This is a genomic window from Azoarcus sp. KH32C (genome assembly GCF_000349945.1).
Taxonomy (GTDB): Bacteria; Pseudomonadota; Gammaproteobacteria; order Burkholderiales; family Rhodocyclaceae; genus Aromatoleum.
This window is the reverse complement of the sequence record NC_020516.1, coordinates 536,864-552,846: the sequence shown is the minus strand read 5'-3', so window position 1 is coordinate 552,846 and position 15,983 is coordinate 536,864. Positions and strand designations below refer to the sequence as shown.

The 15,983-nt window shown below is 68.9% G+C and carries 15 protein-coding genes; 12 read left to right on the top strand and 3 right to left on the bottom strand.

Annotated elements, in window-relative coordinates; all coding sequences use genetic code 11:
* Nucleotides 1-185: 185 nt before the first annotated feature.
* The 4 genes from hcrC to AZKH_RS02415 are packed head-to-tail and all read left to right on the top strand — an operon-like array spanning nucleotide 186 to nucleotide 5,029.
* Entirely contained in the window at nucleotides 186-662 is a 477-nt protein-coding gene (hcrC, locus tag AZKH_RS02430; protein WP_041655828.1) for a 4-hydroxybenzoyl-CoA reductase subunit gamma, read from the top strand.
* Nucleotides 659-3,043, top strand: coding sequence for a 4-hydroxybenzoyl-CoA reductase subunit alpha (gene hcrA / locus AZKH_RS02425; protein ID WP_015434144.1), 2,385 nt, complete (start codon nucleotides 659-661; stop codon nucleotides 3,041-3,043). The genes hcrC and hcrA overlap by 4 nt, the downstream gene beginning before the upstream one ends.
* Entirely contained in the window at nucleotides 3,043-4,032 is a 990-nt protein-coding gene (hcrB, locus tag AZKH_RS02420) for a 4-hydroxybenzoyl-CoA reductase subunit beta (protein ID WP_015434143.1), read from the top strand. The genes hcrA and hcrB overlap by 1 nt, the downstream gene beginning before the upstream one ends.
* Before the next feature lies 1 nt (nucleotide 4,033).
* Complete coding sequence (locus AZKH_RS02415; RefSeq protein WP_015434142.1) at nucleotides 4,034-5,029, top strand: XdhC family protein; 996 nt, start codon at nucleotides 4,034-4,036, stop codon at nucleotides 5,027-5,029.
* Between the two features lie 13 nt (nucleotides 5,030-5,042).
* Here the strand turns inward: AZKH_RS02415 and AZKH_RS02410 are convergent, their stop codons facing one another.
* The 3 genes from AZKH_RS02410 to AZKH_RS02400 form a co-directional block, all read right to left on the bottom strand.
* Nucleotides 5,043-6,146, bottom strand: coding sequence for a substrate-binding domain-containing protein (locus AZKH_RS02410; protein WP_015434141.1), 1,104 nt, complete (start codon nucleotides 6,144-6,146; stop codon nucleotides 5,043-5,045).
* 112 nt (nucleotides 6,147-6,258) lie between these two features.
* A complete protein-coding gene (locus tag AZKH_RS02405; protein ID WP_015434140.1) occupies nucleotides 6,259-8,775 on the bottom strand; it encodes a PEP/pyruvate-binding domain-containing protein in 2,517 nt (838 codons plus the stop codon).
* A complete protein-coding gene (locus AZKH_RS02400) occupies nucleotides 8,772-9,389 on the bottom strand; it encodes a TetR/AcrR family transcriptional regulator (protein ID WP_015434139.1) in 618 nt (205 codons plus the stop codon). Before AZKH_RS02400 ends, AZKH_RS02405 begins: the two co-directional genes overlap by 4 nt.
* 356 nt (nucleotides 9,390-9,745) lie before the next feature.
* Here AZKH_RS02400 and AZKH_RS02395 point away from each other — a divergent pair, with 356 nt between their 5' ends.
* The 8 genes from AZKH_RS02395 (at nucleotide 9,746) to AZKH_RS02360 (ending at nucleotide 15,982) form a co-directional block, all read left to right on the top strand.
* Nucleotides 9,746-10,570: an extracellular solute-binding protein gene (locus tag AZKH_RS02395; RefSeq protein WP_015434138.1), complete on the top strand. Its 825-nt coding sequence runs from the start codon at nucleotides 9,746-9,748 to the stop codon at nucleotides 10,568-10,570.
* A gap of 101 nt (nucleotides 10,571-10,671) precedes the next feature.
* Nucleotides 10,672-11,685 carry a peptidase U32 family protein gene (locus tag AZKH_RS02390; protein WP_172642450.1) on the top strand — a complete coding sequence of 338 codons (1,014 nt, stop codon included), beginning with the start codon at nucleotides 10,672-10,674 and terminating at the stop codon, nucleotides 11,683-11,685.
* Nucleotides 11,686-11,693: 8 nt separating this feature from the next.
* Nucleotides 11,694-12,590: a U32 family peptidase gene (locus AZKH_RS02385; RefSeq protein ID WP_041656713.1), complete on the top strand. Its 897-nt coding sequence runs from the start codon at nucleotides 11,694-11,696 to the stop codon at nucleotides 12,588-12,590.
* Between the two features lie 23 nt (nucleotides 12,591-12,613).
* Nucleotides 12,614-13,123, top strand: a complete 510-nt coding sequence (locus AZKH_RS02380; RefSeq protein WP_015434135.1) for an SCP2 domain-containing protein — start codon at nucleotides 12,614-12,616, stop codon at nucleotides 13,121-13,123.
* Between the two features lie 105 nt (nucleotides 13,124-13,228).
* On the top strand, nucleotides 13,229-14,317 hold the full coding sequence (locus AZKH_RS02375; RefSeq protein WP_015434134.1) for a VanZ family protein: 1,089 nt from the start codon (nucleotides 13,229-13,231) through the stop codon (nucleotides 14,315-14,317).
* A gap of 61 nt (nucleotides 14,318-14,378) precedes the next feature.
* Nucleotides 14,379-14,699 carry a ferredoxin gene (locus AZKH_RS02370; RefSeq protein WP_015434133.1) on the top strand — a complete coding sequence of 107 codons (321 nt, stop codon included), beginning with the start codon at nucleotides 14,379-14,381 and terminating at the stop codon, nucleotides 14,697-14,699.
* A complete protein-coding gene (locus tag AZKH_RS02365) occupies nucleotides 14,696-15,343 on the top strand; it encodes an alpha/beta hydrolase (protein ID WP_015434132.1) in 648 nt (215 codons plus the stop codon). The genes AZKH_RS02370 and AZKH_RS02365 overlap by 4 nt, the downstream gene beginning before the upstream one ends.
* A gap of 27 nt (nucleotides 15,344-15,370) precedes the next feature.
* Nucleotides 15,371-15,982 carry a glutathione S-transferase gene (locus tag AZKH_RS02360; RefSeq protein WP_015434131.1) on the top strand — a complete coding sequence of 204 codons (612 nt, stop codon included), beginning with the start codon at nucleotides 15,371-15,373 and terminating at the stop codon, nucleotides 15,980-15,982.
* The last annotated feature ends 1 nt before the right edge of the window (nucleotide 15,983 follow it).

Sequence of the window (15,983 nt, the reverse complement as noted above, 5' to 3'; positions counted from 1 at the left end):
CCGATCGCGCCCCCTCGAATCGCCGCCGGGCTCCCCGCCCCGCGGCGATTTTCATTTTCTCTTTGCAATTTCCATTTGCAAAACGCCGCCGACATTGCTTTAATTTAATTTGTTTGATGTCAAACAATATGAATGACAGCACGCATCCGCACCGGACGCGCGGAAAAGCGGATGAAGGAGGCAATGTGAAGGGACTGCTGACACTGACGGTAAACGGCCGGCTACGCGAGGACGCGGTCGGAGGGAATGCGCTGTTGATCGACTACCTGCGCGACACGCTGGGCCTCACCGGCACCAAGCAGGGCTGCGACGGCGGCGAATGCGGCGCCTGCACGGTGCTGGTCGACGGCGAACCGCGGCTCGCGTGCAGCACGCTGGCGCACAGCGTGGCGGGGCGCCATGTCGAGACGATCGAAGGGCTCGCGCACGAAGGGAACCTGTCGCGGCTGCAGCGGGCCTTCCACGAACACTTGGGCACGCAGTGCGGCTTCTGCACGCCGGGCATGATCATGGCGGCCGAGGCGCTGTTGCGGCGCAATCCGCAGCCTTCGCGCGACGAGATCCGCGTCGCACTCGCGGGCAACCTGTGCCGCTGCACGGGCTATGTGAAGATCGTCGATTCGGTCGAAGCCGCATCGAAGTGCGGCGAGGTGACGGCATGAACGCCCCGGACCGCGTCGTACCCGGCATCGGCCGCGCCTCTGGCGAACCGCGCGGCGTCGGCGCACGGCTCCCCTTCGTCGATGGCGTCGAAAAGGTTACCGGCGCCGCGCGCTACACGGCGGACCTGCCCGCTGCCGGGGCGCTGGTCGGCCGCATCCTGCGCAGCTCCTGGGCGCATGCCGAACTCCTCGAAGTCGACGTCAGCGAAGCGCAGAAGCTCCCCGGCGTGCGCGCGGTGATCACCGGCGGCGCCTGCGACATGCCCTACGGTGTGATCCCGATCGCGCAGAACGAATTCCCGCTCGCGCGGGGCCGCGTGCGCTACCACGGCGACCCGATCGCGGCCGTCGCGGCGGTCGATGAAGCCACGGCCGACGCGGCGATCGCGCTGATCCGCGTGAAGGTGAAAGAACTGCCCGCGTACTTCACCGCCGCCGACGCGAGGAAGCCCGGCGCGGTGCAGCTTCACGACAACAAGCCGGGCAACATCGAGCGCGAGGTGCATAACGAGTTCGGCGACGTCGCGGCCGGTTTCGCGGCGGCGGACCTCGTGCGCGAGGAGACCTACCAGTCCGCCGAAGTCCATCACGCGATGATGGAGCCGAACGCGGCGCTCGCCGAATGGGACAACCAGCGCGGCCACCTCACGCTGTGGTCGGTGAGCCAGGTGCCCTACTACGTGCATCTGACGCTCGCGCGCTGCATGCACATGGAAGCGGCGCACATCCGCGTCATCAAGCCCTTCGTCGGCGGCGGCTTCGGCCACCGCACCGAGGCGCTGAACTTCGAGGTGATCTGCGCGCTGCTCGCCCGCGCCGCGCGCGGCAAGGTGCGCCTGCTGCAGACGCGCGAGGAGACCTTCCTGACGCATCGGGGCCGGCCCGAAAGCGAGATCCGCATGAAGCTCGGCCTCACGAAGGACGGCCGCATCACGGCCTGCCAGGCGGAAGTCGTGCAGCGCGGCGGCGCCTATGGCGGCTATGGCCTCGTCACGATCCTCTACGCCGGGGCGCTCTTGAACGGCCTCTACGACATCCCGGCGGTGAAGTACGACGGCTATCGCGTCTATGCGAACACCCCGGCCTGCGGTGCGATGCGCGGCCACGGCACGGTGAACGCCCGTTTCGCGTTCGAATCCTTGCTCGACACGATGGCGGGCGAACTGGGGCTCGATCCGATCGCGGTGCGCCGCCGGAATCTCTTGAAGGCGCCGACCGAGACGATCAACGGGCTGAAGGTGACGAGCTACGGGCTGCCCGAGTGCCTCGACTGGGTCGAAGAAGCGTCGGGCTGGCGCGAGCGGCGCGGACAGCTTTCGGGCGACGGACCGGTGAAGCGCGGCCTTGGCATGGCCTGCTCGCACTTCGTCAGCGGCTCCGCAAAGCCCGTGCATTGGTCGGGCGAGCCGCACGCGGTGATCGTGCTGAAGGTCGATTTCGACGCGAGCGTGACGATCCTGACCGGCGCGTCCGACATCGGCCAGGGCTCCTCGACGATCATCACGCAGGTCGTCGCCGAAGTGCTCGGCATCGACTATTCGCGCATCCGCCTGATCGCGAACGATTCGGCGATCACGCCGAAGGACAACGGCTCCTACTCGTCGCGCGTGACCTATATGGTCGGCAATGCGGCGCTGGACGCGGCGCAGAACCTGAAGCGCATCCTCGTGACCGCGGCGGCGAAGCGGCTGGGCGTCAGCGAAGCGGAAGTGGACTGGCTCGGTGAGGCGGCCGCGGTCGTCGGCGACTCCGCGCGTCAAATTCCGTTTGCGGACATCGTCGAAGAGGCGCTGGTCGCGACCGGCACGATCACGACGAAAGGCACCTTCACCTGCCCGCCCGAATTCCAGGGGGGCAAGCAGCGCGGCGGCGCGGTCGGCTCGACGATGGGTTTTTCGTACGCGGCGCAGGCGGTCGAGGTCAGCGTCGATACCGAACTGGGCACCGTCACGGTCGACAAGGCGTGGGCGGCGATCGACTGTGGTTTTGCGCTAAACCCGATGTCGGTCGAAGGCCAGGTGCAGGGCGCGGTGTGGATGGGCATGGGGCAGGCGCTCTGCGAGGAGACGGTGTACGAGAACGGCCGCCACAAGGCCGCGAATCTCCTCGACTACCGCGTGCCGACGATGGCCGAGTCCCCCGAGATCGAAGTCCATATCGTCGAAAGTATCGACCCGAACGGCCCCTTCGGTGCGAAGGAGGCGAGCGAAGGGCCGCTGTCGGGCTTCATGTCGGCGCTCGCGGCGGCAGTGGAGGACGCGACCGGCGCACGCATCCAGCAGACGCCCTTCACCCCGGACCGCGTCTTCGAGGCCCTGAATCGCAAACCCAAACCCGGCGCCGCGGCAGCGGCAACGACGACCGCGAAAGGAGAAGCCTGATGGGCGCGCTGTCCGAATTCCGTTTCTTCCGGCCGGCGAGCGCGGCCGAAGCGGTGCGTCTGCGCGCCGAACATCCGGCGAGCCGCTTCATCGCAGGCGGCACGGATCTCCTGCCGAACATGCGCCGCGGGCTCGTTGGCGCGGAGGTGCTGATCGATCTTTCCGCGGTCGATGAGATTCGCGACATGCGCCGCGACGGCGATCGGCTTCGCATCGGCGCCGGCGTCTCGCTCGCGGCGGTCGCGGCCGACCCGCTGGTGCGCGAACGGCTGCCGGCGCTCGCCGAGGCCGCGCTCGCCGTCGCGGGTCCGACGCACCGCGTCGCCGCGACCCTCGGCGGCAACCTGTGCCTCGAAACGCGCTGCCAGTACTTCAACCAGAGCGAGCACTGGCGGGCGGCGAACCAGTTCTGCATGAAGCTCGACGGCGACACCTGCCGCGTCGCGCCCAAGTCGAGCCGCTGCTACGCGGCCTTCAGCGGCGACGTTGCGCCGGCACTGCTCGCCCTCGGCGCCGAAGTCGAGCTCCTCGGCCCGCAGGGCGTACGCCGTCTGCCGCTGACCGACTTCTACGTCGATGACGGCATGAAGTGGCTCGCGCTCGGCACTGATGAGCTCCTCGTCGCGGTCACGGTGCCGCTCGTCGAAGGCCGCGTCGGCAGCTACGAGAAGCTGCGCGTGCGGGGCGCGATCGACTTCCCGCTCGCGGGCGTTGCGGTGGTGCTGCGGCGTGAGGGCGAGGCGATCGCGGAAGTACGCATCGCCTGCACCGGCGTGTCCTCGCGCCCGGAATTCCTCGTCGGGCTCGACGAACTCGTCGGCAAGCCGCTCGACGATGCGGCTTTTGCGGCGATCGAACGCGCGATCAAGCGCGGCACGCAGCCGATGGAAACCACGCTGATGAGCGTGCCATACCGCCGGCGCACCACACCCGTGCTCGCGAAGCGCCTCGTGCGCCGTCTGTGGGACGAAGCGAACCAGGGAGGCTGAGATGGATTCCGTCAATCTCGAAGTCCTGCGCCAGGCCGTCGCGTGGAACGAAGCCGGCATCCCGGTCACGCTCGCGACCGTCGTGCGCACCTGGGGCTCGTCGCCGCGGCCCGAAGGGGCGCTGCTCACGATCGCCGGCGACGGCCGGCTCGTTGGCTCGGTGTCCGGCGGCTGCATCGAGGACGACCTTCTCGACCGCCTGCGCAGCGAGCGCCCGACGGCGCCCGAGCATGTCACCTACGGCATCACCGCCGAGCAGACGCGCCGCTTCGGTCTGCCCTGCGGGGGCAAGCTGGAACTGGTGCTGGAGCCGATCGGCCCCGCCAACCGGCTGGCCGAGACGCTCGCCGCGATCGAGCGCGGCGAGATGGTTGCGCGCAGCCTCGACCTCATAACCGGCGCCGTCGACCTGCTCGGCGACGTGCCCGATGCCGCGGTCGTATTCGACGGCAAGACGCTCGTCTCGGCCTTCGGGCCGCGCTGGCGCATGCTGATCATCGGCGCTGGCCAGCTCTCGCGCTATCTCGCCGAGTTCGCGCTGGCGCTCGACTACCAGGTGACGATCTCCGAGCCGCGCGAGGAGTATCGCGACAGCTGGACCGTGCCCGGCGCGACGATCACGACCGAGATGCCCGACGACGCGGTCATCGCGCTGCGCCCCGACCGCCGCACCGTGATCATCGGCGCGACCCACGACCCCAAGCTCGACGACCTCGCGCTGATCGACGCGCTGAAGACCAACGCCTTCTACATCGGCGCGATCGGCTCGCGCGCGAACAGCGAGCGGCGCCGCGAACGATTGAAGCTCTTCGACCTGACCGATGCCGACGTCGACCGCCTGCACGGCCCGGTCGGCCTGCCGCTGGGCGCGCGCACGCCACCCGAGATCGCGCTCGCGATCCTCGCCGACATCACGGCGCGGCGGAACGGCGTCGCGCTGACCGCGGCCGTCGAGCGCATCCCGTCGTCGGCCGAGGCCTGCCCCACGCTCGCGTGAGCGGCGCCGACCGCTACTTGTACCAGGGCAAGGTGCGCCGCAGGGACACGATCTCGCCCGCCGCTTCGGCGTCATGGCCCGGCAAAGTCTCGACAAGGAGGCGGAAGTCCGGGCTGCGGATGAAGTCGAGCACCACCCGCACGGGCTCGCTGTCGAGCGCTTCCTTCAGGCAGACGAGGCAATACTGCTCGCGCACGAGCGGCACGAAACCGAGGCGGAAGCGATCGGCCGCGGCGCGCAGCCCGAAGCCGCAGCTCGCGTGCCCGGCCGCGACGCTCGCCGCAACGGACAGGTGCGTCGCCTCCTCGGTCGCATAGCCCGCGATCCGCTCGGGGGCGATTCCGTCCCGCGCGAGCAGTTCGTCGAGGATCAGACGCGTGCCCGACCCGCGGGGCCGGTTCACGAAAGCGACGCCGGGCCGGGTGAGGTCGGCGAGCGATGCGAGCCCGAGCGGATTGCCCTGGCGCACGATCAGCCCCTGCTCGCGGCCCATGAAGCGGATCAGCTTATGCATGCCGAGCCGCAGTTCCGGCCCGAGCGCGAGCTGGATCCGCGACCCGCGCCTCGACAGTTCCTCGTCCTCGAACGGCAGGTGCACACCGGCAAGCACGCAGGCGCCGGCATTGAGGCGTTCGAGCGCCTGCGCGCTGCCGACGTAATCGACGTCGAGCAGCACGCCCGCCTGGTGCCATAGCGCATCTCGCAGGCCGGAAAACAGCAGGTCGTGACTCGCGCAGACTCGCAGCACCTGCAAGGCCGGATTGATCGCCAGCAGCAGTTCGCGATCGAGCTGGGCGGCGAGGCTTTCGGCTTGTGGCAACAGGCGCGCGAGGATGCGCTTCTCGGCCCATAGCAGGCGCTCGCCGAACTCGGACAACTGCGCGGCCCGCCCCTGGCCGCCGACGATGAGCGCTTGCCCGAAAGTCGCCTCATAGCGCTTTAACTCGCCCCACAAGTGGCGGTAAGACACTTCGAGCTCAGTCGCCGCCTTGCCCAGCGTGCCGTGCATGTGGATCGCGTCGAGCATCGCGAGGAGCGGATTCTGCAACTGCAATACCCGCTCCGGCAGCGCGTCGGCAGCCCCCGGTACGAAGCAGTAGTCGAGTTTCACACTCATTCCAAAAGCTTAACCGAAAACTGGCGGCGGGAACCGCCCCTTCCGCCGCAGCCTGCCCGACCCGGGCGAAACAATTCGTTTGGCATTCAGTTGGATGCAACGGATGTTCGCTTCAACCGAAGCGCCGCACTGTCCCGCGCCGCCCGTCGACCTCGACAGGGGCGCCGTCGCCGATCTCGTCGAGGATGCCGGGGAGATTCACCACCGCGGGAATCGCAAATTCGCGGGCGACGATCGCACCGTGCGACAGATAGCCGCCCGTCTCCATCACCAGCCCGCCCGCCTTCAGGAAGAGCGGCGTCCAGGCAGGGTCGGTCGAAGGCGCGACGAGGATATTGCCCGGCGCCAGATGCCCGCCTTCTTCGGGACGGCGGATCGGGCGGGCCGGGCCTGTGGCAAGGCCGGCACCGACCGCAGTGCCATGCCAGCCCCCGTCTCGCGCGCCCGCCGCGGTGGGAGCGGCTGCGGGGGCGCTCGCGCCGTCCACGACCACATCCGGCGCCGGATTTGCCTCCCACTGCGCGCACAGGCGCTGCCGGTCCGCGACGCGATTTCGCAGCGGTGCCCCCGTGAGCTGTCCGGCGAGCGCCGCATCCCACTCCGGCGGCATCAGGTGGAAGATGTCTTCCGCTGCCGCGAGGCCCCCGCTCGCGACGAGCCGCCGGCCGGCTTCGAGCATCAGGCGCCGGGCGACCTCGCCGTAGGCCGTGAAGGCGCTGCGCGCGGCTTCACGGTCGTTGCATTCGCGCATCGCCGTCCGGGCGAGTGCCTCGGCCCAGCGGCGCGCCCAGAAGGGCATCTTTCGCGCGAGATGCTCACGGGCGGCCTCCCGCGCTTGGGTCTGGCGGGCACGCATCGCGGCAGCATCGCAGTCCATCAGCCCGGCAATCTGCCGCAGCAGGTAGCCCGGATCGTCGCGCCAGCGCGGACTGCGCAGATAGGACTCGTAGATGCCGCGATGGCCGTAGCGCTCGAGAAAGTCGGCGAATTCGCGGCGGAAGGGATTGTCTTCCGGCAGGTCCTGCCACGCATCCGAGCCGCTGCGCAGCCATGCCGCGATGTCGGGATCGGCGGCGGCCGTCGCGGCGAGCGCCTGCAGCTCGTAGGCCTGGCGCGCCGTGACGCTCGGCTCGCCGCCCGCCATCAGCGCTGCGGCGAGCGCGTGCGATTCGCCCGGGAGGTAGCGCTCGATCAGATCGAGCAGCATCGACAGCGTCCCGCCGCTCGAACCCTGCAGGAAGATCAGCCCCTCCTGCCGGCGGTAGTGCAGCCCCAATGACGCGATCCGCCGCCACAGCTCCGCGTTGCTCAGCAGGCTCAGGTCCTCGGCACGCCATGCGGCACTCGCGACATGTGCCGCTTCCACCTGTTGGCGGCCGAGCCGGCGCTGGCCGCCCGACTTCACGAGATAGCGCAGCATGCGTCCCAGCCATGCGACCCGATCCCGCAGTGTCGGTGGCGGCACCGCGATCTCGGAATGATGGCCGCCGAGCAGCCGGTTCATTGCCGCGGGGACGATGCCCAGGGCGGCGTAGCCTTCCCACTGGATGAAGGACGCGTTCAGGTAGAGCCGCCCCTGGAAGAGCGCGGCGCGCTGCGCGCCGGGCAAGACCGGATAACCGGCGATCCGCCAGCCCTGCTCCAACAGCTGGTTCGCCCAGCGGCGGCACGTGACCCACTCGCAGGCTGTCATCACATGCGGCGCGACGTCGCGCGTGTTGCCGTTGGACCACAGCGCCGGCTGGCCGGCGAGCGCGGGATAGGTGTACCAGGGCCGCGCGGTGACCGGGCGCGCCTGCACGAGATGAAAGCCCGCGCCGTCCCATACCCATTCGATGTCGAACCACGGTGCACCGTAATCCAGCGCGAAAGCCGTTTCGCGGACGAGATGCGCGAGCTCGACCGCGCACGCGTCGGGAAGTCCCGACGACACTCCGCGCCGGTGCAGGACGCGATAGTCCTCGCTCACCGGATCGGCTTCGAGGACGATTTCCTCGCCGCTTTCGCGTCCCGCGACGAGGCCGTCCGCGAGCCCGGCGACGGCATTGATCGCGACCTGGTCGTCGCGTCCGCTCGCCGGCTCGCAACTGAAGGCAACGCCCGCGGCGAGGGCCTTGAGCATCGGCATCACGACGACGGCCATGGCAGCCTCGGCGACGCCAACGCGACTGCGATAGGCGACCGCCTGCGGCGTCCACAGCGAGGCCCACACGGTTTTCACCGCATCCGCGACGGCGTCGAAGCCGACGACGTCCAGTTCGCTGCGATGGATGCCGGCGAAGGACGCGCGCCCGGAGTCCTCCATCGGCGCCGAAGAGCGCACCGCGAGCGGCGTGTCTTCCCAGCCGCGACGGCAAAGTTCGTCGCGCAGGACGTCCGCAAGTAGCGACGGCAGCGGCGCCGATTCGATCCGTGCACGCACGACGGCAAGGGCTTCGGGGTCGTCGCCCGCAGCGTCCTCCCCCGCCATCGCGAGCCCGAGCGCGGCGGTCGAAATCACAAAACCGTCGGGCACGGGGAAGCCGTAACGCGCCAAGCGCCCGAGCTGGGCGCCCTTTCCGCCCGCGCTGGCGGGACCGATCTCGGCCGCTGCAGCCAAGTCGAGAATCAGGACCGGGTCCTCGCTCATGTCGTCCTCCGCGCGCGGGCACCATCGAGGAAGAGCGCCAGCATCCCGTCGAAGGCCGCCACGAGCGACATTTCCGGCTCCCGCTGCCAGCGCAGCAGCACGCCCAGGTGCAGGAACTGCAGGTAATCGGCGAGATGCTGCGCCGGCAAGGCATCGGTGATCTCGCCGCTCGCCTGCCCCTGCGCCAGCAGCCGCGCATAGATCTGGTCGAGACCGCTGCGGTTGTCGCGCCCCAGCGTATCCACCGGCTCGCTCAGGCGATAGTGCAGGTAGGGGCCGAGATATTCCCGATGACGCTCGGAGAAGGCCGCCGACGCGTGCATGAAGGCGCGCAGGCGCGCTACGCAGTCCGGCAAGGCCCGCAGCTCTTCGAGCAGCGCAGGCGAGGCCGCCGCGAGCTCGCCGTGGAAGCGATGCCGGACGAGCGCCTCCTTCACCGGGAAGTGCTTGTACAGCGTGCCCTTCGCGACGTCGGCACGGGCCGCGATCTGTTCCATCGTGACTTTCTCGTAGCCATGTTCGGCAAAGAGATCGAAGGCGCTGCTCACTAGATGCTCGATCGTCTGCAGACGCTTGCGCTCGCGGCGACCGTCGGAAATCGGAAGGCTGGACATGATGCGGCCCGATAAAAATGAACGACGTTCAATATCGTACGTCGTTCATTTTGTCATCGCAAGCACAGGCGTGAAAGCTCGAACAAAGATCGGCACCTGATTTTGAAACAACAAATACATCCCGCGGACGGGCTCGCATCTCCGGGACCGCCGCAGCCCGTCTCATATCGAGTGTTCCAAAGAAGCCCTGTCAGACGGCACCCGGACAACTTATGCAATAGATTGCCAAACTCAGCAGCAACCGATCCGCATCGCGCTGGCCGACCGTCTGCCGCTTTGGTAAAACCCTGTCCAGGCGCGGCTGTCGCCGCGATCACCGCCTGCATCGACCGACAAGAATTTCACGGAGACCCTCCATGGCTCGTCCCTTCCGTTCCCTGCTGATCACCCTGGCCTGCGCGCTGGGCCTCGCCGGCGCCCACGCCGAGGACAAGTTCATCACCGTCGCCTCGACGACCTCGACCGAGCAGTCCGGCCTCTTCGGCCACCTGCTGCCGATCTTCGAACAGCAGTCCGGTATCAAGGTACGCGTCGTCGCACTGGGCACCGGGCAGGCGCTCGATACGGCGCGACGCGGCGACGCCGACGTCGTCTTCGTGCATGACCGGCCCGCGGAGGAGAAATTCGTCGCCGAAGGCTACGGCGTCGAACGCAAGGAAGTGATGTACAACGACTTCATCCTCGTCGGCCCGAAGAGCGACCCGGCGAAAGTCGCCGGCGGTCACGACATCGTCGAAGCGCTGAAGAAGGTCGAGGCCGCCAAGGCGCCCTTCGTGTCGCGCGGCGACAAGAGCGGCACGCACGCCGCCGAACTGCGTCTGTGGAAAGTCGCCGGCATCGACATCGACCAGGCGAAGGGGCCGTGGTACCGCGATTCGGGCTCCGGCATGGGCCCCGCGCTCAACATGGCGGCCGCGCTCGGCGCCTACATCCTCGCCGACCGCGGCACCTGGCTGTCGTTCAAGAACCGCCAGGATCTCGTGATCGCAGTCGAGGGCGACAAGCGGCTCTTCAACCAGTACGGCGTGATCCTCGTCAATCCCGCCAAGCACCCGCACGTCAAGCGCGAACTCGGCCAGCAGTTCATCGACTGGGTGGTCTCGCCCGCCGGCCAGAAGGCCATCGCCGACTACAAGATCGGTGGCGAGCAGCTCTTCTTCCCCAACGCCGCGAAGCAGTAACGCAAGTAAGCACTTCGGCCGGGCCGGCCCCTTGACCGCCGTCAACGCGGGCCGGAGCGACTCGCACTATGGTTGCGGAGCTTTTTTTCCCGACCCCGGCCATGACCACCCATACCAAAATCGAACTCGTCTGCCCGGCAGGAAGCCTGCCGGCGCTGAAGACGGCCGTCGACCATGGTGCCGACTGTGTCTATCTCGGCTTCAAGGACGCGACCAACGCGCGCAACTTCACCGGCCTGAATTTCGACGCCAAGGCGATGGCCGAAGGCGTGCGCTACGCCCACGACCGCAAGCGCAAGGTGCTGCTCGCGCTCAACACTTACCCGCAGGCGAGCAACTGGGCGGGCTGGACCGCCGCCGTGGACCGCGCCGCCGACCTCGGCATCGACGCGATCATCGTCGCCGACCCCGGCCTGATGGCCTACGCGCGCAAGACCCACCCCGACCTGCGCCTGCACCTCTCGGTGCAAGGCTCGGCCACCAGCTACGAGGCGATCAACTTCTACGCCGAACGCTTCGGCATCCAGCGCGCCGTGCTGCCGCGCGTGCTGTCGCTCGCCCAGGTCGAGCAGGTGATCGCCAACACGAAGGTCGAGATCGAAGTCTTCGGCTTCGGCGGCCTGTGCGTGATGGTCGAAGGCCGCTGCGCGCTGTCGGCCTACGCCACCGGCGAGTCGCCGAACTGCAACGGCGCCTGCTCGCCGGGCAAGCACGTGCGCTGGGAACAAACCCCGCAGGGCATGGAAACCCGCCTCAACGGCATCCTCATCGACCGCTTCGCCGACGGCGAACGCGCCGGCTACCCGACGCTGTGCAAGGGCCGCTTCGACGTGAACGGCGAGACCTACTACGCGATCGAGGAACCGACCAGCCTCAACACGCTGGAGCTCCTGCCCGATCTCGCCCGCGCCGGCGTGCGCGCGATCAAGATCGAAGGCCGCCAGAGGAGTCCGGCCTACACCGGCCAGGTCACGCGCGTGTGGCGCGAGGCGCTCGACCGCGTGATGCGCGACGCCGACAGCTTCACCGTGCAGCCCGCGTGGATCGCCGAGCTCGACAAAGTCTCCGAAGGCCGCAGCCACACGCTCGGCGCGTACTACCGGCCGTGGAAGTGATGACACCGATGAAAATCGCTCTTGGACCCCTGCTGTACTACTGGTCGCGCCAGTCGACCCTCGACTTCTACGCGCAGATCGCAGAAAGCGAAGCCGACATCGTCTATCTCGGCGAAACCGTCTGCTCGCGCCGCCACGAACTACGCCTCGACGACTGGCTCGAAGTCGGCGAGATGCTCGCCGACGCCGGCAAGGAAGTCGTCATGTCCTCGCAGGCGCTGATCGAGTCCGAATCGGACCTGAAGGCGCTGCGCCGCATCGTGGGCAAGGCCGAATTCCGCGTCGAAGCCAACGACATGTCGGCCGTGCACGTGCTCTCGGCCGCCGGCCGGGGCGACTGGATCGCCGGGCCGACGCTCAACATCTTCAACCCGCAGACGCTGTCGCTGATGGCCGAATCGGGCGCCACGCGCTGGATGGCCCCGCCGGAGATGTCGGGCGAAGTGCTCACCGAACTCCTCGCCAGCGGCGCACCGGCGATCGAGACCGAAGTCCTCGCCTGGGGGCGCCTGCCGCTCGCGCACTCGGCGCGCTGCTTCACCGCCCGCCACTACAACCTGCAGAAGGACACCTGCGAGTTCCGCTGCCTCGGCATGAAGGACGGCCTCGTGCTGCGCACCCGCGAAGGCGAGCCCTTCCTGACGCTCAACGGCGTGCAGACGCAGTCGGCGCGCGTGCACAATCTGCTCGGCGATCTCGCCTCGGTGCGCCGCACGGCGCAGGTGCTGCGCGTGAGTCCGCAGGGCGACCACACCGTCGAGGTGCTGAAGCTCTTCCGCGACGCCGTCGCCGACGAAGTGTCACCGCAGGACGCCTTCCGCCGCAGCGCCGAATGGATGGTCGAAGCCCCGTGCAACGGCTTCTGGCATGGCCGTCCCGGCGTCGAACAATACGTCAAATCCTGAACCGCCTCCCTGGAGCCCGACCGATGAGCTCATTCCGCCTCCCGGCCTTCACGCTGCCCGCGCCGCTCGCGCGCCTCGCCGCGCGCCTGCCGCAACGCCCGCCGACCCTGATGCTGACGACCGCGCTGAACCTCGCGCTCGGCCGCGTGCTGTCGCGCGAAGACCTCGAACCCCTGACCGGCCGCCACCTGCGCATGTGCGTGCGTGACGCCGGCCTGACGCTCGACTTCACGCTCGGGCCGCGCGGCTTCTCGGCGCTGTCGGGCGCGGGCACGCCCGACCTGACGCTGACCGCCAACGTGCGCGACTACATCGCGCTCGCGCTACGCGAGGAAGACGCCGACACGCTGTTCTTCGGCCGCCGCCTGCTGATGGAAGGCGCGACCGACCTCGGCCTGCTGGTCAAGAACACGCTCGACGCCATCGACTGGGATGCGCTGGTCAAGGAATACGCGCCGGCCAAGGTCCTGGGTCGCTTCCTGCCGACCTCGCGCCGCGCGAGCGAGCACTCGCGCATCGCGATCGGCAGCTGAAAACCGCCGTCCGGCGGCGTCGCGCGTTCGATGCGACGCCGTCGAAAGCTCGGCGGGACGGCCTTACGCGGTAAAATCAGGCCTCCCCAACCGCCCGGACCGCCGATGCCCCCCGCGCGTGCCGTTTCTTCCCTGCCGCGCACCCTGACGATCGCCTACGGGCTGCTGATCGTCTACGCCTGCCTCCACCCGCTCACCGGCTGGCGCCTCACCGGGCTGCCGCTGCTCGACTTCCTCTCTGCCCCGTGGCCGAAGTACTACCGCGGCGCGGACATCGTCCTCAACGTGCTGGGCTTCCTGCCCTTCGGCTTCGTGCTCGCCCCGGCGCTGCCGCAGCGACTCGGGCGCATCGGCGACATTGCCGTCGCGACGCTGATCGCCGCGACCCTCAGCTTCGCGATGGAATTCACGCAGAACTTCATTCCGACGCGCGTTTCCTCGAACGTCGATCTCGGCTGCAACACACTCGGCGGCCTGATCGGCGCGATCTTCGGCGCGCGGTGGGGGCATCCGCTCTTCGATGAACGGGGCTGGCTGCATCGCTGGCGCACCGCTCGCATCATCCCCGGCCACCTCGGCGACTTCGGCCTGATCCTGCTCGCGCTGTGGCTGCTGGCGCAGCTCACGCCGGACCGGGTGCTCTTCGTCAGCGGCGACCTGCGCCAGCTGCTGGGGCTACCGACGCCCCTGCATTTCGAAGCCGAACGCTTCATCCTGCTCGAGACGATGCAGGTCGCGATCACGCTCGTCGGCGTCGGCCTCTTCGCGCGCTGCATGATGCCCAGCGTCAGCGTGCCGGCGATCCTGCTCCTCCTCGTGCTCGGCGTCGGTGCCAAGACGCTCGCGACGGCGTCCTTCTTCGACCCCGGCGCGCCGCTGCTGTGGCTCACGCCCGGCACACGGCAAGGCCTGATCTACGGGCTGCCTGCGCTCGGCATCGCGCTGGCGCTGCCGCGCCTCTTCCAGCACGCGCTGGCGGGGGTCGCGCTACTCGCGGCGACGAGCCTCACGAACCTGCTGCCCGACAACCCCTACTTCCAGGCCGGCCACCGCCTGCTGCTGCAGGGAAACTTCCTCAATTTCCACGGACTCACCCAGCTGACGGCGAGCCTCTGGCCCTTCGCCGCGCTCGCCTACCTGTCCGCCGTGGGCCTGTGGCGCGGCGAGCATCTCGCGAAGCGTCCGGTCGAGTGACAGCTATAATCGGCCGGATACGGAGCGGCGGCGCGCCGGTCCGGCCATGCGGAGCCCCTGAATGAGCTATTTCAAGCACCACGTTTTCTTCTGCTGCAACCAGCGCGAACCCGGCGACACCTGCTGCAACGACCACAAGGCGAGCATGATGCAGGCCTATGCCAAGGACCGCATCGGCGCGCTCGGCCTGAAGGGCCGCGGCAAGATCCGCATCAACAAGGCGGGCTGCCTCGACCGCTGCGACGAGGGGCCGGTGCTCGTCGTGTATCCGGACAACGTCTGGTACACCTACGTCGACCAGGAGGACATCGAGGAGATCATCCAGGAGCATCTCGTCCATGGCCGCATCGTGACCCGCCTGCGCCTCCCGGATAATCCATGACCCGCCCGCAGCCCACCGAATCCGTCCTGCTGCGCGGGCCCGACGGAGCCATCGACGCGCTGATCGACACGCCCGAGACCGTGCGCGGCATCGCGCTGGTCTGCCATCCGCACCCGCTGTTCGGCGGCGCCAACACCAACAAGATCGCCCACACGCTCGCGCGCAGCCTGCGCGAGCTCGGCTACGCGGTCGTGCGCCCGAACTTCCGCGGCGTCGGCAAGAGCGAAGGCGCGCACGACAACGGCGGGGCCGAGACCGAGGACATGCTGTCGGTGATCGCCTGGGCGCAGTCGCGCTGGGGCTGCCTGCCGCTCGCGCTCGGCGGCTTTTCGTTCGGCGCCTACGTGCAGACGCGCGTCGCCGCCCGCCTCGGCGACGGCGTGATGGCGCCGCAGCGCATCGTGCTCGTTGGCACCGCCGCGGGCGACGTGACCGGGGCGCGCAGCTACTCGACCGGCGCGGTACCGAAGGACACGCTGGTGATCCACGGCGAGATCGACGAGACGGTCGCGCTCGCGAACGTGCTCGACTGGGCACGGCCGCAGGAGCTGCCCGTCGTCGTCGTGCCGGGCGCCGACCACTTCTTCCACGGCAAGCTGCACCTGATCCGCGACATCATCCGCCGCAACTGGGACCCGCTCTGAGCGCACCGTCCCCCACAGGAGATCTGCATGAAGCTGTTCGCCTCGCTCACCAGCGCCTACGCACGCAAGATCCGCATCATCCTCGCCGAGAAGGGCCTGCCGTTCGAACTCGTGGTCGATTCGCCGTGGGAGGCGAACACCCGGATCCCGACCGTGAACCCGCTCGGCAAGGTGCCGGCGCTGGTCACGGACGACGGCGAAGTGTTCTTCGATTCGCCGGTGATCGCCGGCTACGTTGAGACGCTGGGCGCCGCACCGGCGCTGATCCCGCAGGATCCGCTCGAAGCGGTGCGGGTGCGCCAGTTCGAAGCGCTCGCCGACGGCGTGATCGACGCGGCAGTGCTCGCGGTGCTTGAATCGCGACGCCCGACCGGCCAACGCAGCGACATGGAGATCGACCGCCAGATCGAGAAGGTCGACCGCAGCGTCGACGAACTTGAGCGGCGCGCCGCCGGCCGCGAGTGGCTGCACGGCGACGCGATGAGCCTCGCCGACATCTCGGTCGCGGTCGCGCTCGGCTACCTCGACCTGCGCTTCCCGGATCACGAATGGCGCAGCACCCATCCGGCGCTGGCGGCGCTCGCCGAGCGCATGTTCGCGCGCCCGAGCTTCGCCACCACCAAGCCGCCGGTCAGCTGAG